Origin of the sequence: Agrobacterium salinitolerans (genome assembly GCF_002008225.1) — a bacterium.
Lineage (GTDB): Bacteria > Pseudomonadota > Alphaproteobacteria > Rhizobiales > Rhizobiaceae > Agrobacterium > Agrobacterium salinitolerans.
Map to the genome: position 1 here is coordinate 15,251 of NZ_MRDH01000006.1, position 19,944 is coordinate 35,194.

The 19,944-nt window shown below is 58.8% G+C and carries 21 protein-coding genes and 1 pseudogene; 3 read left to right on the top strand and 19 right to left on the bottom strand.

What is annotated here, in order from left to right; genetic code table 11:
* Positions 1–169: 169 nt before the first annotated feature.
* The 3 genes from BS627_RS04070 to BS627_RS04080 all read right to left on the bottom strand — a co-directional run bounded on the left by BS627_RS04070 (position 170) and on the right by BS627_RS04080 (position 2,246).
* A complete protein-coding gene (locus BS627_RS04070) occupies positions 170–1,378 on the bottom strand; it encodes a multidrug effflux MFS transporter (RefSeq protein ID WP_077982026.1) in 1,209 nt (402 codons plus the stop codon).
* 137 nt (positions 1,379–1,515) lie between these two features.
* A complete protein-coding gene (gene grxD, locus BS627_RS04075) occupies positions 1,516–1,851 on the bottom strand; it encodes a Grx4 family monothiol glutaredoxin (protein ID WP_004442454.1) in 336 nt (111 codons plus the stop codon).
* A 146-nt stretch (positions 1,852–1,997) separates the two neighbouring features.
* On the bottom strand, positions 1,998–2,246 hold the full coding sequence (locus BS627_RS04080; protein WP_077982027.1) for a hypothetical protein: 249 nt from the start codon (positions 2,244–2,246) through the stop codon (positions 1,998–2,000).
* 110 nt (positions 2,247–2,356) lie between these two features.
* On the opposite strand from BS627_RS04080, the gene BS627_RS04085 reads away from it, so the two are divergent.
* On the top strand, positions 2,357–3,505 hold the full coding sequence (locus BS627_RS04085) for a hypothetical protein (protein ID WP_077982028.1): 1,149 nt from the start codon (positions 2,357–2,359) through the stop codon (positions 3,503–3,505).
* Between the two features lie 142 nt (positions 3,506–3,647).
* On the opposite strand, the gene BS627_RS04090 is transcribed toward BS627_RS04085, so the two are convergent.
* The 4 genes from BS627_RS04090 to BS627_RS04105 all read right to left on the bottom strand — a co-directional run bounded on the left by BS627_RS04090 (position 3,648) and on the right by BS627_RS04105 (position 8,368).
* Positions 3,648–3,881: a BolA family protein gene (locus BS627_RS04090; RefSeq protein WP_003516012.1), complete on the bottom strand. Its 234-nt coding sequence runs from the start codon at positions 3,879–3,881 to the stop codon at positions 3,648–3,650.
* A gap of 16 nt (positions 3,882–3,897) precedes the next feature.
* Complete coding sequence (purL, locus tag BS627_RS04095) at positions 3,898–6,132, bottom strand: phosphoribosylformylglycinamidine synthase subunit PurL (protein WP_077982029.1); 2,235 nt, start codon at positions 6,130–6,132, stop codon at positions 3,898–3,900.
* A 114-nt stretch (positions 6,133–6,246) separates the two neighbouring features.
* Positions 6,247–6,837, bottom strand: a complete 591-nt coding sequence (locus BS627_RS04100) for an acyloxyacyl hydrolase (protein WP_077982030.1) — start codon at positions 6,835–6,837, stop codon at positions 6,247–6,249.
* A 112-nt stretch (positions 6,838–6,949) separates the two neighbouring features.
* On the bottom strand, positions 6,950–8,368 hold the full coding sequence (locus tag BS627_RS04105) for an aminotransferase-like domain-containing protein (protein ID WP_077982031.1): 1,419 nt from the start codon (positions 8,366–8,368) through the stop codon (positions 6,950–6,952).
* A 93-nt stretch (positions 8,369–8,461) separates the two neighbouring features.
* Here BS627_RS04105 and BS627_RS04110 point away from each other — a divergent pair, with 93 nt between their 5' ends.
* A complete protein-coding gene (locus BS627_RS04110; protein WP_077982032.1) occupies positions 8,462–8,767 on the top strand; it encodes a DUF1127 domain-containing protein in 306 nt (101 codons plus the stop codon).
* A 129-nt stretch (positions 8,768–8,896) separates the two neighbouring features.
* On the opposite strand, the gene BS627_RS04115 is transcribed toward BS627_RS04110, so the two are convergent.
* From BS627_RS04115 to BS627_RS04155, 9 genes are all read right to left on the bottom strand, one after another.
* On the bottom strand, positions 8,897–9,301 hold the full coding sequence (locus BS627_RS04115; RefSeq protein WP_077982877.1) for a hypothetical protein: 405 nt from the start codon (positions 9,299–9,301) through the stop codon (positions 8,897–8,899).
* Between the two features lie 79 nt (positions 9,302–9,380).
* Complete coding sequence (purQ, locus tag BS627_RS04120) at positions 9,381–10,052, bottom strand: phosphoribosylformylglycinamidine synthase subunit PurQ (RefSeq protein ID WP_077982033.1); 672 nt, start codon at positions 10,050–10,052, stop codon at positions 9,381–9,383.
* A 19-nt stretch (positions 10,053–10,071) separates the two neighbouring features.
* Complete coding sequence (purS, locus tag BS627_RS04125) at positions 10,072–10,314, bottom strand: phosphoribosylformylglycinamidine synthase subunit PurS (protein ID WP_003507918.1); 243 nt, start codon at positions 10,312–10,314, stop codon at positions 10,072–10,074.
* A 54-nt stretch (positions 10,315–10,368) separates the two neighbouring features.
* On the bottom strand, positions 10,369–11,133 hold the full coding sequence (gene purC / locus BS627_RS04130; protein WP_077982034.1) for a phosphoribosylaminoimidazolesuccinocarboxamide synthase: 765 nt from the start codon (positions 11,131–11,133) through the stop codon (positions 10,369–10,371).
* Positions 11,134–11,336: 203 nt separating this feature from the next.
* Positions 11,337–11,900: an alpha/beta hydrolase gene (locus tag BS627_RS04135; RefSeq protein WP_077982035.1), complete on the bottom strand. Its 564-nt coding sequence runs from the start codon at positions 11,898–11,900 to the stop codon at positions 11,337–11,339.
* 68 nt (positions 11,901–11,968) lie between these two features.
* On the bottom strand, positions 11,969–13,276 hold the full coding sequence (purB, locus tag BS627_RS04140; protein ID WP_077982036.1) for an adenylosuccinate lyase: 1,308 nt from the start codon (positions 13,274–13,276) through the stop codon (positions 11,969–11,971).
* 81 nt (positions 13,277–13,357) lie between these two features.
* Positions 13,358–13,864: a hypothetical protein gene (locus BS627_RS04145; RefSeq protein ID WP_077982037.1), complete on the bottom strand. Its 507-nt coding sequence runs from the start codon at positions 13,862–13,864 to the stop codon at positions 13,358–13,360.
* A 45-nt stretch (positions 13,865–13,909) separates the two neighbouring features.
* Positions 13,910–14,587, bottom strand: a complete 678-nt coding sequence (rpe, locus tag BS627_RS04150; protein ID WP_077982038.1) for a ribulose-phosphate 3-epimerase — start codon at positions 14,585–14,587, stop codon at positions 13,910–13,912.
* Positions 14,588–14,719: 132 nt separating this feature from the next.
* Positions 14,720–15,799 (bottom strand): ABC transporter substrate-binding protein, encoded by a 1,080-nt coding sequence (locus tag BS627_RS04155; RefSeq protein WP_077982878.1) that lies wholly within the window; start codon positions 15,797–15,799, stop codon positions 14,720–14,722.
* Here BS627_RS04155 and BS627_RS24800 point away from each other — a divergent pair.
* Complete coding sequence (locus tag BS627_RS24800) at positions 15,798–16,196, top strand: hypothetical protein (RefSeq protein WP_245307055.1); 399 nt, start codon at positions 15,798–15,800, stop codon at positions 16,194–16,196. The two genes, BS627_RS04155 and BS627_RS24800, sit on opposite strands and share 2 nt — an antisense overlap.
* A gap of 45 nt (positions 16,197–16,241) precedes the next feature.
* On the opposite strand, the pseudogene BS627_RS24920 reads toward BS627_RS24800, so the two are convergent.
* The 3 genes and pseudogenes from BS627_RS24920 to BS627_RS04170 all read right to left on the bottom strand — a co-directional run.
* Positions 16,242–16,466, bottom strand: a pseudogene (locus BS627_RS24920) (helix-turn-helix domain-containing protein); the annotation flags it as partial.
* Between the two features lie 1,464 nt (positions 16,467–17,930).
* Entirely contained in the window at positions 17,931–18,374 is a 444-nt protein-coding gene (locus BS627_RS04165) for an NUDIX domain-containing protein (RefSeq protein WP_077982040.1), read from the bottom strand.
* Between the two features lie 8 nt (positions 18,375–18,382).
* Entirely contained in the window at positions 18,383–19,879 is a 1,497-nt protein-coding gene (locus tag BS627_RS04170) for a DEAD/DEAH box helicase (RefSeq protein ID WP_077982041.1), read from the bottom strand.
* Positions 19,880–19,944 lie beyond the last annotated feature (65 nt).

The window sequence follows — 19,944 nt, forward strand, 5'->3', positions numbered from 1 at the left end:
GAGGATCCACAGGCGGTTGAAGCGATGGATCCTCGGGTCAGGCCCGAGGATGACGCCAAGAGTGGGGAATGGGTGCTGAAACTGGCCGACGCTGAGTGTTACGCCAGCCGTCAATCAAATAAAAAGGGCGCGGAACAGAATTCCGCGCCCTTTTCTTTTTCAACCGGTGTTACCGTGTCGGCTTGTTATGCGCCTGAAACAGCATGCCCTTTTCGCCGATCAGCACGAAGATCAGGCCGATGATGGAGACCACGAAAAAGCCTGCCACCATGGGCAGCGCAGTGCCGTTAAACGCCTGGCCGATGGCCGCACCGATCAGCGAGCCGCCCACGGTTCCCATGAAACCGATAACGGAAGAGGCGGTGCCGGCGACATGGCCGAGCGGCTCCATGGCGAGCGAGTTGAAGTTCGAGCCGATCCAGCCGAACTGGAACATGGCAAGCGCAAAGAACACGATGAAGATGGCGAAAGGCATCGGCTCCGGCCCCAGCACCTGCACCACCAGCCAGACGAAGGTGATGGCGATGAAGCCCAGCAGCGATCCGTGCGACAGCTTGCGCATGCCGAACCGGCCGACCAGCCTGGCGTTAATGAAGGACGAGAAGGCCATGAACAGGGCAACGCCCGCAAAGGCCGCCGCAAACCATGCGCCAAGGCCGTATATGCCCTTGTAGACCTGCTCAGCCGAGTTGATGAAGCCGAACAGCGCGCCGAAGATGAAGGTGCTGGAAAGCGTATAACAGAGCGCGATACGGTTGGTGAGCACGATCTTGAAGCCGCTAAGGATCGAACGAGCCGTGAAAGGCCTGACGTCATCAGGATGCAGGGTTTCCGGCAGGCGGAAATACATCCAGGCCGTCACGATGGCAGCAATTCCGGCCATGAAGGCGAAGATCAGGTGCCAGTTGCCGAAAAAAAGCACGATCTGACCGGTGCCGGGCGCGATGACCGGAACAACCATGAAGACCATCATGATCAGCGACATGACTTCCGCCATCTGGCGGCCGCCATAGATATCGCGCACGATCGAGATGGTGATGACGCGCGTTGCTGCCGAACCGATGCCCTGAATGAAGCGCAGGAACAGCAGGCCCGCAAAGGACGGCACGAAGACGACGGCAACGGCTGAAACGATGTAGATCGCAAGGCCGAAAAGCATTGGCTTGCGACGTCCGAAACGGTCCGAGATCGGTCCGTAGACGAGCTGGGCTATGCCCAAGCCGAGAAGATAGGTGGAGATGACGTACTGGCGATGGTTCTCATTCTCCACGCCCAGCGAGGCGCCGATTTCCTGAAGACCGGGTAGCATGATGTCGATGGCGAGCGCATTCATTGCCATCAGCATGGCTGCCAGCGCAATGAATTCCGTACGCCCCATCGAGCCTGCGCGCGAAGCGGTGGATTGTGAAAGTTCTGTCACAGGATTGCCCCAAAAAGAACGGCAAAGGCGTTGCATGAAGCAACGCCTGGCATAAATTTCTGACAATCAGGGTGGGCCGGATGAACCGGCCGAAATCAGGCCGCGCCGCGGACGCTGATACCCTGTTCTTGGAAGTGGCTCTGCAACTCGCCCGACTGGAACATCTCTCTTACGATGTCACAGCCGCCGACGAATTCGCCCTTGACGTAGAGCTGCGGGATGGTCGGCCAGTTGGAATAGTCCTTGATGCCCTGACGGATGTCCGCATCGGCAAGCACGTTGATGCCTTTGTAGTCGACGCCGAGATAATCGAGGATCTGTACCACCTGGCCGGAAAAACCGCATTGCGGAAATTGCGGGGTGCCCTTCATGAAAAGAACGATGTCGTTGCTCTTCACTTCGCTGTCGATCATGTCGTGAATGCCGCTCATAGGCCTATTCCTTTCACATGCGGTTCAAGGCCGCTGCTTTCTGTTAGCCTCTAAATAACATGTCGCGCCGTGATTTCCACCCGGGGGAGCGTAAAAAATGCGTCTCGATGGCATGGCGTGAGGGGGGAAATCCGGCCTGCGGCTTTTTATTTATACCGCTGCCGGCTGCGGGCAGCCGCGGTGCGCTTTTTGCTGACCTGTTTCCGGGCGGGTTTCGGTTTGACGGCGGCCTTGATTGCGGCTTCCAGCACGGAACCGAGGATACCGCCGGCCGCAGAGCGGGTACTTTTCGTCCGGCGCGCGCGGCGTGTCTTGCGGATGCCGGATTTGGTCAGCACTTCGGCGAGAGCGCCTTTGACGACGCCGTTGAGCAATTGATCGACGATGCCAGACAAATTTCCCTCACCGATAAATAAATCATATTTCTGTCGCGTTTTTTACTATACGTGCATCGCCCACTGTATCAAGCGATCCTTTCGGGTGTCTCCAGCCTGAAGGTCTATGCATGCCAGCCGTCAAGTCACGACTTGTTCTTTATTTTCCCGGTTTCGATCCGCTCGATGCGGCCGCCCATCATCTGCGTTACCAGCGGGCGGCGGCGCTCGCCGGCAAAACCTGGGATGTGGATTACACGGTGGGGCCGCTGGAAAATGCGCCCGGGGGCGAGACTTTCACGGTGGAGGCCGCGGCGGGCGACTGGCGGACGCGCTCCGACATTTTCGTTTACGACCATAATGCGGTGATATCGCAATTGCGCGATGCGCCGGTCTGGCGGCAGATCTGGCTGGGCTTCAAGGCCGGGGCGGGCATTGTCAGTGAGGGCGGTGCGGCGCGTTATTTCCGCCATGCCTGGCGTTTTGGCCTGTTCTTCATCTTCCCGTTCCTGCTGATGCTTGTCGGTGGCGCGCTTGCGGCGACTATCGCCCTTTCGCCCTGGCTTTTCGCTTTACCGCTCTGGCTCTTTGCGATCAGCCTTCCCGCCGCCGCCCTGTTCTTCGTGAAGGCTTTCCTGCCGTTTGCGGAGCGGTTTCACACGCTGCATCTTTATGCAGACTGGCGATTCGCGCTTGCGGTCGGCCGTGATGAGCCGATTGCCCGCGACTGGATCGAGGAGAGGGCCGCACTTGTTCTGACGGCGCTGGAGCAGCCTTCGGATGAGGTTCTGGTGGTTTCCCATAGCATGGGCGCCAGCCTTGCGCTTGCCACGATCGGCCGCGTGCTGGAGCAGAAACCGGATGCGCTGGATGGCCGGACACTGTCTTTCGCGACGCTGGGCGGCGCGGCTTTGCAATGCGCGTTCCTGGCGAGCGCTGAACGGCTTCGTCAAAGCGTAGGCATAATAGCGCGTCACGCCGAGGTGACATGGTTCGACATCCAGTGTCTCACCGATCCGATCCATCTTTATCGCTGCAATACGGTTACCCTGACCGGTCACGGCGATGCGCCGCAGCCGAAGATCGTGCCGATCCGCTTCAAGCATTCGCTTTCGCCGGAGCGCTATAAGAAGAACAAGCGCAACTTCCTGCGCATGCACCGGCAATATGTTCTGGGGCCGGATCGCAGATCCGGTTACGATTTTACCCTGCTGACGGCAGGCCCTTTGCCGGCCGCCTCCTTCGCCGATCTGGATTCGCAGACGCCGCCTGTTCTGTAAGCGGCATCCGATCCTTATATCGGACATGAAAAAGGCCCGCGTGAGAGTCTCAAGCGGGCCTTTGATTTATTCAGCAGATTTCACGCCCAGCCGCAGATGGGACAGAGACGGATTGTTACCGGAGCCGCTTTCACGGGCGCAATCATTCGGGAGCGGAGGTCTGCAGGGCAAGGGCATGCAGAACGCCGCCCATATTGCCCTTCAGTGCGTCATAGACCATCTGGTGCTGCTGCACGCGGGTCTTGCCCTTGAACGCATCTGCAACGACTTCTGCCGCGTAATGGTCGCCGTCACCGGCCAGATCGCGGATCGTGACCTTTGCCCCGGGAATTCCCGCCTTAATCATGTCTTCAATGTCGCCGGGTTTCATGGGCATGGTGTTTCTCCTTAATTCATTCTGCGGCGAGCAAAGTTTCGCCATCCATGAATTGAGGGAACCACGATTCATAGGCCAAGTGCAATTCTTTAATCTCGACTGCCCGCGCCGTGCCCAGCTTTACGCTCGCACCGCCGGTAACACCGATGACCGGGCAGGAAACGCCCGCTGCCTTCGCCGCTGTCTGCACCTCGTCGAGATCGGCCTTTTTGACCGTCATGACGTAGCGGCCCTGATCTTCACCATAGAAGGTGAGAACCGGATTGTGACCTTCGACCGCGTCGATGGTCGCGCCGATGCCCGACGAGATCGCCATTTCGGCAACCGCAAGCGCGAGACCGCCCGAGGAGCAATCGTGAACGGCGGTGGCAAGACCATCGGTGATCAGGCTGCGAACGAAATCGCCGTTCCTCTTTTCGGCGGCCAGATCGACATGCGGCGCAGGGCCATCGATGCGGCCGTGGACGTCACGCATGTAAACCGACTGGGCGATGTGGGTGCCGAGGCCGGCAGGAGCGCCGACAAGCAGCACCACTTCGTCAGCGGCGGCGAAACGGATGCGCGCCATGCGGCCCCAATCCTTCAGGAGGCCAACGCCGCCGATGGTGGGGGTGGGCAGGATCGCCTGACCGTTGGTTTCGTTATAGAGCGAGACGTTGCCGGAAACGATCGGAAATTCCAGTACCCGGCAGGCTTCGCCGATGCCCTTGATGGCATGAACCAACTGGCTCATGATCTCGGGCTTTTCCGGGTTGCCGAAGTTCAGGTTGTCGGTGGCCGCGAGCGGCAGAGCGCCGGTTGCGGTGATGTTGCGCCAGCATTCGGCAACGGCCTGCTTGCCGCCTTCGAAGGGATCGGCCTCGACATAACGCGGTGTGACGTCGGAGGAGAAGGCGAGCGCCTTCTTATCATGGCCTTCGACGCGAACCACGCCGGCGTCGCCGCCGGGAAGCTGCAGGGAATTGCCCTGGATCAGCGTGTCATACTGTTCGTAGACCCAGCGGCGCGATGAGCTGTTGGCCGAACCGACCAGCGATACCAGCGCATCGGCGATATCGGCGGCGGGGACGTCGTTTTCCGAAAGCGGTGCGGGAACCTTGGCGGGCGTCCACGGGCGGTCATATTCCGGGGCCTGATCGCCCAGTTCCTTGATCGGCAGGTTGGCGACTTCCTCGCCATTGTGCAGCACGCGGAAACGCAGATCGTCGGTGGTCTTGCCAACGATGGCGAAATCCAGCCCCCATTTGACGAAGATCGCCTTGGCGACTTCTTCCTTGGAAGGTTCGAGAACCATGAGCATGCGCTCCTGGCTTTCCGAGAGCATCATTTCGTAAGCCGTCATGCGCTCTTCGCGCACCGGTACGGCGTTCAAGTCAAGCTCGATGCCGAGATCGCCCTTGGCGCCCATCTCGACGGCCGAGCAGGTGAGGCCGGCGGCGCCCATGTCCTGAATGGCGATGACCGCACCTGTTTTCATCAGCTCAAGGCAGGCTTCCAGCAGGCACTTTTCGGTGAAGGGATCGCCGACCTGAACGGTCGGGCGCTTTTCTTCGATGGATTCGTCGAATTCGGCGGACGCCATGGTCGCACCGCCGACGCCGTCGCGGCCGGTTTTTGCACCAAGATAAACGACCGGCAGGCCGACGCCCTTGGCTTCCGAGAGGAAGATCGCATCGGACTTGGCAAGACCGGCGGCAAAGGCGTTGACGAGGATATTGCCGTTATAACGCGGGTCGAATTCCACTTCGCCGCCAACCGTCGGCACGCCGAAGGAATTACCGTAACCGCCGACACCGGCGACGACGCCGGCCACGAGGTGGCGGGTCTTCGGATGATCCGGCGCGCCGAAACGCAGGGCGTTCATGGCGGCAATCGGGCGCGCTCCCATGGTGAAGACGTCACGCAGGATACCGCCGACGCCGGTCGCCGCACCCTGATAGGGCTCGATATAGGACGGATGGTTGTGGCTTTCCATCTTGAAGACGACGCAGTCGCCATCGTCGATATCCACCACGCCGGCATTTTCACCCGGACCCTGAATGACGCGCGGTCCCTTGGTCGGCAGGGTCTTCAGCCACTTCTTGGAGGACTTGTAGGAGCAGTGCTCGTTCCACATGGCCGAGAAGATGCCAAGCTCGGTAAAGCTAGGCTCCCGTCCGATCAGGTCGAGGATACGCTGGTATTCGTCGGGCTTCAGCCCGTGGGATGCAACGAGTTCCGGGGTGATCTTGATGGAGTTTGAAATCGACATAGGTCTCACGCGGTTCGAGCCGAGGAAAGTTTCCGGTTCTTTAGCGCAAGAGGCTCAAAGGTGCGACAGGAAAATGCGCTGTTTTACCCGCAAAACGCCGCTTTGTTGGCTTCTTCAGAACTTGTATCCGACCATCAGGCCGACGCGGGTGAGCCCGTCATTGGGGCCGTCGCATAGATTGGCGTGGGAGGCGTGTTCGATCTGGGTCGAAATATTCCAGCTGTTGTCGAAGCGATATCCGATGGCGGCATATTCATGGAAAAGCAGGTGGCAACCGAATTCCGCTCCCGTTTCGCCCGGGCCGTTTCTCAGTTTGCCATCGTGCCACAGGCCGCCAAAGCCGAGGTCGACGAAAATTTTCGGATTGAGGTCGAAGGTCCAGTTGACGCCGCCATAAACGGTGTTCGCTTCACCCTCTGTGCTGATTTCCGCGCCCAGATGCAGGCGGGGCCGGGCAAGCTTTTCACCAAGTGTGACGGCCGAGGCGCCGGCGAAGGGATCAAAATAGGCGGTGAAGGCCGGGAATACGCCATCTTCGCCGCCGCCATCACGATTTGAGAGTGAAGTGGTAATCCCAAACCGCAATTCATCAAAGACAGCGCCGTCCGCGGCGGCGGCCGGCACTAGGCTGAGGAGGAGGTATGCTGCAAACATCGTCGCCAGCAAGAAGAACACCCTGGCATTTTTCAATCCGACTGCTGCCATCGAATCATTCCTCGCTGTGAATTTTGCAAAGGATGGCAGGTTTGGCGGTGCGGTAAATGATCAGTTACTGAATTAGGCAGGGTGTTGCAGGAAAGACTCTGTGCGCCGGTGTTTACGCCACGCTTTCATAGCCGGCGGAGCCGTTATCCAGCAGATGGCGGAGGATGCCGAAGGCATGGGTCAGCTCCTTGCGGGTGGAAGGCCCGGAAAAACTGATGCGAACGCGGTGGAAAACCTTGTCCGTCCGCCCGGCCTTGAATTCGTCCTCGTCATCGATCAGCACCCCTTCCTTCATCGCCGCATTGCGGAAGGTGCCGGAAAGCCAGGGTTCGGGCAGCCTCAGCCACAGGAAGGCGATATCGGGCAGGGAGTTGAAATCCAGCCCGGTAAATACCTGTCTGGCGATTGCCTCGCGTTGATTGATCTCGGTTATACAATCTTTGCGGATATCGTCTGCGTCGCCGCTATTGACGAGGCGTGCATTCAGTTCGGCCAGCATGAAGGGCAGGCCGCCGGTCAGCATCGAGTGGGAAATGCGGATGCGTGAGGAATATTGTGCGGGACAGGCGACCCAGCCGCCGCGCACGCCGGCGGCGACGGATTTCGACAGGCCGCCAACCACAAAGGTGATATCGGGTGCGAACTCGGCGATCAGCGGGATCGCCTCGCGCGTCATCGCGCCATAAAGATTGTCCTCGACGATCCAGACACCATATCGGCGGGCGATGTCCGCAATCGCGCGGCGGCGGTCTTCCGGAAGGGTGGCGCAGGTCGGGTTCTGGCCGGCCGACATCAGAAAGATCATCTTGGGATGCTGCTGGGCGCAGACCCGCTCAAAATCCTCGGGAATGATGCCGTTTTCATCCGCATCGACCAACGTTACCCGTCGTCCTGCAAGGGCGGCGCTACGGCTGATATGGGAATAGGTGACCTGTTCGAAGACGATACGGTCGCCCGGCGCGGTCATCGCCGTCACCACACTCATCACCGCCGCATGGGCGCCGAGCGTCGAGACGATATTTTCCGGCTGCGGCGACCAGCCATTCTGTGAAAGCCAGCGAGCCCCCGCTTTACACCAGTTATCCGGGAAGGTCCGGGCATAATTGGTGATGTCATAGCCATGCTCGCGCGTCAGCGCCTCTATATGACGAGCGATCACCACGCTCTGGCCGACATCCGGGGCAGCTGTGGTGTTCAGGCGATATTCGCCGGTGGCCTCAATGGCATGCCGGGTGCCGCCGAAGGCTGGGGCAGCCTGTTCCATTGGCGAGGAGGGTGCCGGCATCTTCCGCTCATTGACATAAGTGCCGCGGCCGACTTCGCCGCTGACGAGGCCTCGCTCGTGGATGAGCGCATAGGCGCGGCTGATTGTGCCGATTGTCACGCCGAGATCGTAAGCAAGATTGCGCTGCGGTGGCAATTTCGAGCCAGCCTGCAAGGTGCCATCGGAAATCGCGCCTTCGATACTGTCGGCGAGGCGCAGGTAAATCGGGCCGTCGCCCTCGGTAATGTCGGGAAGCCAATTTGTCATGGTGACAATTTATGCATTGTATCTGTCGCCAAGTCAATTGTATTTATTGTCTGCATTGAATGACCTTAAACGCACGGAGACAATAGGTGCAATATGCGCAAGATGAATCAATACCTTTCGACAGCGGATACACTCTATCCTGATGGCTACGAACGGGAACGCGTGTTCCGCGATGCCGGCGACATGGTCGCACCGGCGCCCTTTCCGGCCAAGATCGCCCGCACGCTTATTGGTCGTCTGATTGCGGGCATGGCCCGTTGGCAGCAGAAACGACGGGGACGGCTCGCCTTGCGCGAACTGTCGGACGATCTGCTGGAGGATATTGGCGTTACGCGTGATGAAGCCTTGAAGGAAGCAGCGAAATCCCGACTCCTTTCCTGGCCGCCGCGGCCGCTTTGATTTTGTCGGAGAGCGGCGCCTTCTTTCCCCGGCGCCAAGCAGCCATTCGGCAGCCCGCCACGCCAATCCCAACCGGCGTTGGCGGGTTTTTTTAGTGGATTGCCGAGGGCCCGTTTTCGCGCTTGTCGATCAGCAGCCCTTGCCGCCGTTCGCCCAGCGTTTGACGTCGGTTGCGATGCGGCCGGACATGGGTTCGTTCATGACAGGGCCGAATGCATCGAGCTTTGCCGGGTTACCTTCGGCCTGAACCACCAGCATGGGGCGCGATTCCGGGCTGTTGCGCGGCACGAGCAGGATGCGCGGACGGCCGGAGAAGGAGTTGAGTTCCGGCGCCAGACGATAGGCCTTGAAGGCAGCGTCGCCCGATTTGAACCAGCAGACATTCGCGCCAAGCGCAATGCGTTCCATGGTTGGCAGGGCCGCGCGGGAGATGGAGGAGGAAGGTTGCGGTTTCGGCTGGCAGGCGGCAAGCGCCACTGCCGCAAGGATCAATCCGGCGGCTTTGCAGGCATCGTGTCGAAAAAGACGGGGCATCAGGTCATCCAGAAGAGAAGCCGAAACATAGCCGGAAACCGGCATCAAAAAAGGCGGGCTTGAAACCCGCCTTGGTCTATCAGGCTGCGATGACGCCCAGCGCCGAAGCGAAGAGGCCGCGGCCGTCATTACCGCCATGGGCGGCCTCGATCAGGTTTTCTGGATGCGGCATCATGCCGAGGACATTGCCCTTGGTATTGATGACGCCGGCAATGTCGTTCAGCGAACCGTTGGGGTTGGTGCCCTCGGCATAACGGAACACGACCTGACCATTGCCTTCTACGGACTTCAGCTCATCCGCATCAAGGAAGTAGTTGCCATCGTGATGGGCGACTGGGCAGCGCAGGATCTGGCCCTTGTCGTAGGCGCGGGTGAAGTCCGTGTCGCTATTGGCGACTTCGAGCTTCACTTCACGGCAGACGAATTTCAGCGAGGCGTTGCGCATCAAAGCACCCGGCAGCATGCCCGCCTCGACCAGAATCTGGAAGCCGTTGCAGACGCCGAGAACCTTCACGCCCTTTTCCGCTTTTTCGCGAATGGCCTGCATGACCGGCATGCGGGCGGCAATCGCGCCGCAGCGCAGATAGTCACCATAGGAGAAGCCGCCCGGAATGACGATCAGGTCGACATCGGGAATATCCGTTTCCGTCTGCCAGATGGTGACGGGCGCCTGACCGGAGATTTTCGTCAGAGCCGCGATCATGTCGCGGTCGCGATTGAGGCCGGGAAGTTGGACGACAGCGGATTTCATGGACGGCGGCTCCTAGAGCTTAGAGAATGGCGATGGCGTAGTTTTCGATGACCGTATTGGCCAGAAGCTTTTCGCACATTGCCTTCAGGTCGGTTTCGGCCTTGGCCTTATCGGCGCCTTCCAGCTCCAGATCGAAGACCTTGCCCTGACGTACATGGCCGACGCCACCGAAACCGAGGCTGCCGAGCGCGCCTTCGATTGCCTTGCCCTGCGGATCGAGAACGCCGTTCTTCAGCGTAACAGTCACCCGTGCCTTGATCACCTGATCTTCTCCTGATTTACCCTACGAGGCCAATATAACTTTACGAGGCCGATACTACTTTACCAGAACGGGGCCGGTGCCGCGGATCGGTTCGTTTTCATTGATGATGCCGAGACGGCGCGCGACCTCGGAATAGGCTTCCACAAGCCCGCCCATATCGCGGCGGAACAGGTCCTTGTCCATCTTTTTCTGGGTCTCGATGTCCCACAGGCGGCAGCTGTCCGGCGAAATCTCGTCGGCGAGGATGATGCGCATCATGTCGCCTTCAAACAGCCGACCGCATTCGATCTTGAAATCGACGAGCTGGATGCCGACGCCGAGGAAGAGACCGGAGAGGAAGTCGTTGACGCGGATGGCGAGCGCCATGATATCGTCGAGCTCGGCAGGGTTGGCCCATCCGAAAGCCGTGATGTGCTCTTCGGAGACCATCGGGTCTTCAAGCTCATCCGACTTGTAATAGAATTCGATGATGGAGCGCGGCAGAACCACGCCTTCCTCAATGCCGAGGCGCTTCGACAGCGAGCCGGCGGCGACATTGCGCACGACGACTTCGAGCGGGATCATCTCCACTTCCTTGATCAGCTGCTCGCGCATGTTGAGGCGGCGGATGAAGTGCGTGGGAATGCCGATCTTGTTCAGATGCGTGAAGACGTATTCGCAGATACGGTTATTCAGCACGCCCTTGCCGTCGATGACTTCATGCTTCTTCTTGTTGAAGGCGGTCGCATCGTCCTTGAAGAACTGGATAAGCGTGCCTGGCTCCGGACCCTCGTAGAGGATCTTGGCCTTGCCTTCGTAAATACGGCGGCGACGGTTCATAATTGCAGGTCTCTTGGTTGACGCCGATTCTGGTGGCGTTGCGTTTGGTCTTTGAAGCGGTCCCATAAAGGAAAAGCGTGCATTCTACAATGCGGCTCGCATATTTCCCTTCAATTCTTGTGACAGGCCGGGAAACGGCTTTGCCTGAAAAATCGGCTTGCGGAGCCGATAGAGAAGGCGGCGGCCTGCATGGCTGCCACCAATCAGCGCTCGACTGCCTTCAGCCGGCTCAGGAACTGCGCGAAGACCATGCCGCCTTCCGGCCACGGACCATGGCCGGACTCCGCGTTGATGTGGCCGGACATGCCGGCGTCGATCAAAAGCGAGCCCCAGGCGGCGGCGATGTCATCGGCATGTTCATAGGAGCCGAAAGGGTCGTTGCGGCTGGCGATGGTGATCGCCGGGAAAGGCAGCGGGTCGCGCGGGTAAGGCCCGAAGGTCATCAGGTGTTTTGGCCGGATATCGGGATTGGCGACATCGGGCGGCGCGACAAACAGCGCGCCGGACACCTTCTTGCCGATTTCCGGCAAGGCGTGGATCACGGTCGGTACGCCGAGCGAATGGGCGACGAGCACAATGGGCTTGGTGGAAGCGTTGACCTCTTCCACCAGCCGGGCGACCCAGTCTTCCTTCACGGGTTTGGACCATTCCGCCTGCTCGACACGGCGGGCGGTGGAAAGCTTGCGCTCCCAGCGGCTCTGCCAGTGGTCGGGGCCGGAATTGGTATAACCGGGGACGATCAGGATATCTGCTTCTGAAACTTTCATGCGCCCATATCTGTGTTGTGATGCCGCCGCGATCAAGGCCGCGGCGGCATTAACTTCAGGGAGTTCTCTCAGGCCTCGCCGAAGACACGGGTGAAGATCGTGTCGACGTGTTTGGTGTGGTAGCCGAGGTCGAACTTCTCGCGGATCACCTCTTCGGACAGTGCGGCGCGCACCTCCTCGTCGCCCAGCAGTTCCTCAAGGAAGTCGGCACCCTGTTCCCACACCTTCATGGCGTTGCGCTGCACCAGACGGTAAGCGTCTTCACGGGAGACGCCAGCCTGCGTCAGCGCCAGCAGAACGCGCTGCGAATGCACGAGACCCCGGAACTTGTTCATGTTCTTCAACATGTTGTCCGGGTAGATCACCAGCTTTTCGATGACGCCGGCCAGGCGGTTCAGCGCGAAATCCAGCGTGACGGTCGTGTCTGGGCCGATGGCGCGCTCCACGGAGGAGTGGCTGATGTCGCGTTCGTGCCACAGCGCCACGTTTTCCATGGCCGGGACGACCGACATGCGCACCAGACGGGCAAGGCCGGTGAGGTTTTCGGTCAGAACCGGGTTGCGCTTGTGCGGCATGGCCGACGAGCCCTTCTGGCCGGGCGAGAAGAATTCTTCCGCTTCCAGAACTTCGGTGCGCTGCATATGGCGGATTTCGATGGCGACGTTTTCGATCGACGAGGCGATGACGCCGAGGGTGGCGAAGAACATGGCATGACGGTCGCGCGGGATGACCTGCGTGGAGACCGGCTCGGGAATGAGGCCGAGCTTTTCGCAGACATGTTCTTCGACGCGCGGGTCGATATTGGCAAAGGTGCCGACGGCGCCGGAGATTGCGCCGGTGGCGATTTCCGCACGGGCATTGACGAGGCGCTCGCGATTGCGGTGCATCTCGGCGTAGAAACGCGCGAAGGTCAGGCCCATGGTGGTCGGTTCGGCATGGATGCCGTGGCTGCGGCCGATGCGCACCGTGTTCTTGTGTTCGAAGGCGCGGGTCTTCAGCGCTGCGAGCACCCGGTCCATGTCAGCGAGCAGCAGATCGGCGGCGCGCACGAGCTGGATGTTGAGCGTGGTGTCAAGCACGTCCGACGAGGTCATGCCCTGATGCACGAAACGGCTGTCGGGGCCGACAAATTCGGCAAGATGGGTGAGGAAGGCGATGACGTCGTGTTTGGTCACGGCCTCGATCTCGTCGATGCGCGCGACATCGAAGGTCGCGCTGCCGCCCTTTTCCCAAATGGTCTGGGCCGCCGATTTCGGGATAACGCCGAGTTCGGCCAGCGCGTCACAGGCATGTGCCTCGATCTCGAACCAGATGCGGAACTTTGTTTCCGGCGACCAGATGGCGACCATTTCCGGCCGGGAGTAACGAGGGATCATGGCAATGACTTTCTTAGTGGAGGAAATTTGCTGCCCGTTTAGCAAAGTGTTCCACTAATCTCAATCTATCAAGCTGCATGGCTATGCCGCTCGTCGCGCAGGCCGGCAGAGGATTGCGCCAGCGGCCAAGAGCGGAACAATGGAAAAAGGAAAATAAAGCCCAAGACCGAGAATTGCGAATTGATAGACCGCGCCGAGCGACGTGAAGAGTTGTTGGAAAAACCAGATGCGTGAAAAAGCCGGTGCGTGCCATTGCGCATAAAAGATGCGGTATTCGAATGCGAACAATGCTGCCGCAACGGCCAGCGTGAAAAAAACGATGGCGAGACAAGCGGCCGCAAAACGTAATGGCCGGGATGTCGAGGCGGGGAGAAAGCGCAATGCGGCGAGCGCCAGTAGCCAGCCGAAAAAGCCGCCCACGAAAAAAAGCGTGATGATATCGGCGGCGTGGTCCGTTTCCAGCCTGTTTCGGACATAGAGGCCAATGCCGGCGGAAGCGGTCGAGCAGACGCCCCAGCCAAGCGCGCCGAGCAGAATCAACAGAGTTGGAAGAGCCTTGCCACGGAAGCTCTTCATGCCGCTTTCCATGACAATCCCCCGATGCCTCGTTCTGCCGCATTCAGCCGTGGTGGTTTACGTCCGTCCGGCTTCGGCTGCCGTGCGCAGCAGGGCGACCGTTTTGCGATAGTCATCGACGCCATCGCCTTTGAAGACCGCCGAGCCGGCGACGAGCGCATTGGCGCCGGCGGCGATGATGTCACCTGCTGTCTGCGCTGTCACGCCGCCATCCACCTCCAGTTCGATCGGCCGTTCACCGATCATCGCCTTTGCTGCACGAATCTTGTCGAGCATGGCGGGAATGAATTTCTGACCGCCGAAGCCGGGATTGACGCTCATGATCAGCACGAGGTCGACATCATCCAGCACGTTTTCGATGACGGAAAGCGGCGTTGCCGGATTGACCGTGACGCCGGCCTTCAGGCCAAGTCCGCGGATGGTCTGGAGAGAACGGTGAAGGTGCGGTCCGGCTTCCGCATGCACGGTGATGCTATCGCAGCCCGCCTTGGCGAAAGCTTCGAGATAAGGATCGACGGGCGCAATCATCAGGTGGCAATCGAAGAAGGCATTGCTGTGCGGACGAAGCGCCTTGATGACGTCAGGGCCAAAGGAGATATTGGGGACGAAGTGGCCGTCCATGACATCGAGATGAATCCAGTCCGCGCCCGCTTCCGTGACATCGGCGACTTCCTGTCCGAGCTTGGCGAAATTTGCAGCCAGAATGGACGGGGCTATGCGGATGGGCAGGGACATGGGGCAAACTCCTCTCGACGCGTTGCGTAAGCTGCCTTTAACACCAAGTATCCGGGTTTGGAACGGCTGGCATCGCGGTTGCCGGGGGTTTTAAGCTACGTTTCCTCGAAATTTCGGCCGCGCGGGTTTCGCCTATGGTCTTTCCGCCTTGTCCGCCGGTTCGAAGCGCTGGCCGTTCCATCGCTGCAGGCGGTAAGGATTGTCCGAAAGGTCATGCGAGGGGTTGAAGCCGAGCTCGCCGATGACTGTCCTGAACACGGCGCCGCCCGCCAGTATCTCCGGCGCGGGTTTCGACTGCGCCTGCGTGGCTTCCGCAAGGGCGGCAGTCAGTTCCGCAGCCGCATAGGCCGGCAGGACATAACCTTCCGGCTCGATGCCGGCGCCGCGCAGTTCGCCGGCGACGGCCTGGGCCGATGGCAGGGTATCATAGGCCGGGCGGGTGACCGCCAACACATTCGCGGCGAGGGGAACCGGGTTGTTGGCGGCGTTCATGGCGTCGCCGCCCATGATGGTCAAAGGAAGGTTTTCCGACCCGGCATCTCTGGCGATGATGGCCACGTCGTTGCGCTCCGCACCGACGAAGACATGGGAGACGCCAGTGCGCGCCAGTCGGCGCACCAGCGCCACCTGCTGTTCCTGATTGGGTCGCATCGTGTCGGCAAAGGTGGGTTTGAGACCGTTTTCCTCGAGCGAAGAGCGGATGCGGTCGACCAGCTCGCGGCTGTAGATCGTGCCGTCATCCACAAGCCCGATGGAATGTCCCTTCCAGTCGCGCAGCATGATCTCCAAGATCCTGTCCGATTCGGCCCTGTCGGACGGGGCGAGACGAAAGAGCGGCCAGCCGTATTTCAGGGCGTCTTCCATCAGGATCGGTGCGCGGCTGGAAAGCGTGATGGCGGGTATGGCGGCCGCCTTCAAGGGCGGCAGAACGCCCTGAAGCGTTTCCGTGCATAAAAACCCAATCGCGGTGCTGACCTTGGCGGCTACAAGGCCGTCGGCAATAGCGCCGCCGCTGCCATCTTCGCAGCTTTCATGGATTTCGACGACATCAAGGCCGAGCTTGGCCGCCGCCGCCTTCGCCCCCTGCCGTATCTGCTGTCCCAGAAGTTCGTAAGGACCGCTCTGTGGAGCAACGATGCCAATCGATGCCGCGCTTGCTGAGCCCGCAAGGGCAAAACCGGCGATGATCGTTAGCAGGCGAAGTGAAAGCATGACGCGATGGAAATCCTGTTGTCTCGGCTTGATGTTTATCGGCAACAACCGGTTTTCCAAAGGAAAAATATACGCTTCACGGTCATTCCCGGAAAACTATCACATTGCACGCGCGTCGCGCCCTGCCACCAATAAATCAACCTGTCGATCTTTTATTGCCTTCGGCGTCCGCTCGTTTCGAACGCAGTTCCTCCGCAAGGCTTTGCTCCACCCAGGGCAACTGCGACATCAGATCGTTCCATTCGAAAGAGGGGCCGGCGCGGCTCGTCAGATTGTTATGCCATCTCGTCAGCTCCGCGAAGCGCTGATCGTCGGTTATCCTGACTTGCTGGTCACGGTAAACTTTGTTTATCAGCCTCCCGAGCGGATTGATCAGATCGACCAGAAGCTGATGTGAGCCATGCTCCGTGTTTGTTGATTGCCCGGTCTCGAACATATCGCCTTGCCCCGTGACAAGCCAGGATATGTTGACGCCGAATTCACGGTGATAGGCGCAAAGCAGTTCGGCGTCGGGCACGCGTTCGCCCCGCTCATAATGAGCCAGTCCGCTTTTACTGATCGAAAGCCGGCTCGCAAAGACATTCCGGTCATCGATATCGAAAGCTGCCCTCACAGCTCTGAGGCGTCTTCCAAGGTCTGTCTTGGACTCGACTTCTTTCCTAGCCAAATTCTCTTAAATTAAATCACAAATGGAGTTTACAAAAATCCAAATGTGATTTAATCCTCTCTGTGTTCGTATATCACCAGTTTGAAGGGCGTCTGCCGGGACGCACCTGTTTTAGAAGGTTATTTAGCACTGTGTTAAAGGCATCAGCAAGATAGGCGCATGCTTCGTGCTCCCTGCACTGACCCACATATCGCGCCATAGATGCTTCATGACTCCTCAGCGGTCTTGAAGGCGATGCGGTTTTGAGGGGGGCGATGACAATATTTGAATATATAGATTTCCAAAAAGGCGGTCACGATGTGCGTTGAGAGACCGAAGCAAATTCTCAAGGTGCCCGGTATGATCGTCAAGGGCCTTGCGATGCTCGTTTTGTGCCCATTCATATTGTTGTTCGCGATAATCATGATGGCAATGGTGGCGATCTCTCCTGAGATAAAGCCGCGAGAAGAAAGGCGTGACTGATCAGGTTTTCTGTCGCGAAGGAGGGGTGGCCGCGCACTAATATGAATGTGTCGTCATCGGAAAATATGGAGAAAATTGCAAAAGCATTCGTACTTTACTTTACGCGCAGGCCTCATTTGCTGGTTTTAGTCGTCTCTATCGTCATGTGGGGGATTATCATTTTTTTTGCCCGATTCATCATGTCGCCGTATTAGGTGCAGCAAGGCATGCGCTTAGTATGATTATTGCATCCTGAAATGCCCACTCAACAGCAGAAAATCGCCTGAAGTTTGGTCGTGGATTTCAGCGTGAACCTTCATGTTTTAGTCACCTATAGAAATATCAAGTTTTAGTTGTTCTGCGTCTTGCAAACCGAAGCAGCCATAGTCGTTAATTTTCCGTGGATCATCCTCGATTTACTCTGATTGCTACAGGAATAAACTCTGTGCGGAGGAGCGACCGTTTTACTTTATAAAACTATCATATTTGTGGAGTAGATATGAAATTTAGAACCTGTGCATCTTGGCCGTGCCTTTTATAGTGCAGCCCACAAAAATGCACATTTTGTTCTCATTTCCGTAACTATCTGATATATATTAGAAATATATAAAGCTTCACCTCATTGGCAGGTTTGTTTTTCCGGTTTTTTCGCAATTGCGAGAAGATTTGCTTGACGCAAAGTAAATGATTAGCTTAAATGTAATTGTTTCAGGGGACGACTGAAATTGGCCTTAACCGGCCTCGGAAAGTGTTCCGATTGTAAGCACTGCCAGACTATATTGCTTCATATATTGTATTTTTTTCATTACGTATAAACCGCTTCAGGAAACTGGGGCGGTTTTTTATGTGGGGCTAAATTCAGCAATTTTAAATTGAATTCGGAAAGCCTTACGCCAAGGCGTGCTTCCCTCTGCCGTTTGTTGAAAAAATATAGCGCGGAGACGGCGATACCGGCTCTCGCGCGTCATTCGCGCGGCTGTTTGACGATGCGCTTTGACTGGCCTCGCCCAACAGGCGGCCGGCTCAGTTTTCTGGCTGGCCTTTTTTCAGGGCGGCCAGGGCGTCCCTGGCGAAGGCGGAGATGGGTTCGGGAAGCTTATTCGGATCGAACCAGCCAATGGCGGAAAGCTTGTCGGGCTCGGTCAGTGCCGGCTCACCCTGCGCATCGCGGGTGACGAAGATCAGCGAAACCCAATGGTGACGGTCTTCCGTATCGATGAATTCGCTATGGCAGAGGAATTCGACGTCACCGATCTTGAGCCCGGTTTCTTCTTCGGCTTCCCGACGTGCTGCGGCGAGGGATGTTTCAAGGTGATCGACCTTGCCGCCCGGAATGTTCCAGTATCCGGCTTCCGGCGCCTTCAAGCGCCGGCATAAAAGTATGCGTTCGTCACGCAATATGACAAGGCCGACGCCGACGCCTGGAAAATCAAGGCCGGGCCTGGTGGTCGATGTCATGCTGCCCATTCCCGCGGTCAGCCCTTGGCGTTGGCGACAATCAGCATGAAAGCGGGGATGTCGTCGCCGAAACCAACCGGTGTCGGGCCATCGTCGTGGTCGCGATAATGGCGGCGGCGGTCGCGGTTGTCGTCATTGGCGTGCAACGGGTTGCGGCTGTTGCGGTCGGAATTGCGCGGGGTCTTTTCCGATTTACGTTCTGCTCTCACCTTGTCGTCTCCATGAGCCGCGACATCAGCGTCCGCAGCGGATTGTGCACCCTGATTGATGTTGTCGACCGGCGCTGCGTCGCGACGGTTGCGGTCGCGGCCCCTGCCGCCCCGTTCCTTGCCCCGGCGGCCGGAGTTGCTTTCAAAGCTCTCCATCGGCGCGGGAAGGGTGGAGAGGTCACCGTTCTGCCACTCGATCTTTTCGCCGATCAGCTTTTCGATCGCGTCGAGATATTTGGTGTCGTTTCTGGTGACGATGGTGAAGGCCTTGCCCGAGCGGCCGGCGCGACCGGTGCGGCCGATGCGGTGGACATAGTCTTCCGAATGAATGGGAATATCGAAGTTGAAGACGTGGCTGACATCGGGGATGTCGAGGCCGCGTGCGGCGACGTCAGAGGCGACGAGCAGCTTCAGGTTGCCGTCCTTGAAGCTCTGCAGCATCGTGGTGCGCGAACGCTGGTCCATGTCGCCATGCAGCGCGCCGACGGAAAAGCCGTGACGGTCGAGCGAGCGGAACAGGTCGGCCACATCCTTCTTGCGGTTGCAGAAGATGATGGCGTTCTTCAGTTCGGCTTCTTCGGCGCGGACGAGATCGCGCAGCACGGCGCGCTTTTCATAGTCCTTGTTGTGCGCGGCGACGATGCGCTGGGCAACGGTCTTTGCCGTGGAGGAGGGCTTGGCAACCTCGACACGGACGGGGTTCTGCAGGAAGCGATCAGCCAGCTTCTGGATTTCCGGCGGCATGGTGGCCGAAAAGAACAGCGTCTGCCGGGTAAAGGGGATCATCTTGGCGATGCGCTCGATATCGGGAATGAAGCCCATGTCCAGCATGCGGTCGGCTTCATCGATGACGAGGATTTCCACGCCGGTCATCAAAAGCTTGCCGCGTTCGCAATGGTCGAGAAGACGGCCGGGGGTGCAGATGAGAACATCGGCGCCGCGCTCAAGCTTGCGGTCCTGGTCTTCGAAGGAAACGCCGCCGATGAGAAGGGCGACGTTCAGCTTGTGATTCTTGCCGTATTTCTCGAAGTTCTCCGCCACCTGCGCTGCCAGCTCACGGGTCGGCTCGAGGATCAGCGTGCGCGGCATTCTTGCGCGGGCGCGGCCCTTCTCGAGCAGGGTAAGCATCGGCAGAACGAAGGACGCGGTTTTGCCCGTGCCGGTCTGTGCGATACCGCAGATATCACGCTTTTCCAGCGCCGGCGGAATGGCGCCAGCCTGAATGGGTGTCGGCGTCGTGTAGCCGGCATCTGCAATAGCGGAAAGAACTTTTTGGCTCAGGCCAAGATCAGAGAATGTTGTCAAAGGAAGAACTTTTTCCGTTCTGGTTCGGTACGATATACCTGCGTGCGCTCTGGCACTTGCAAAGA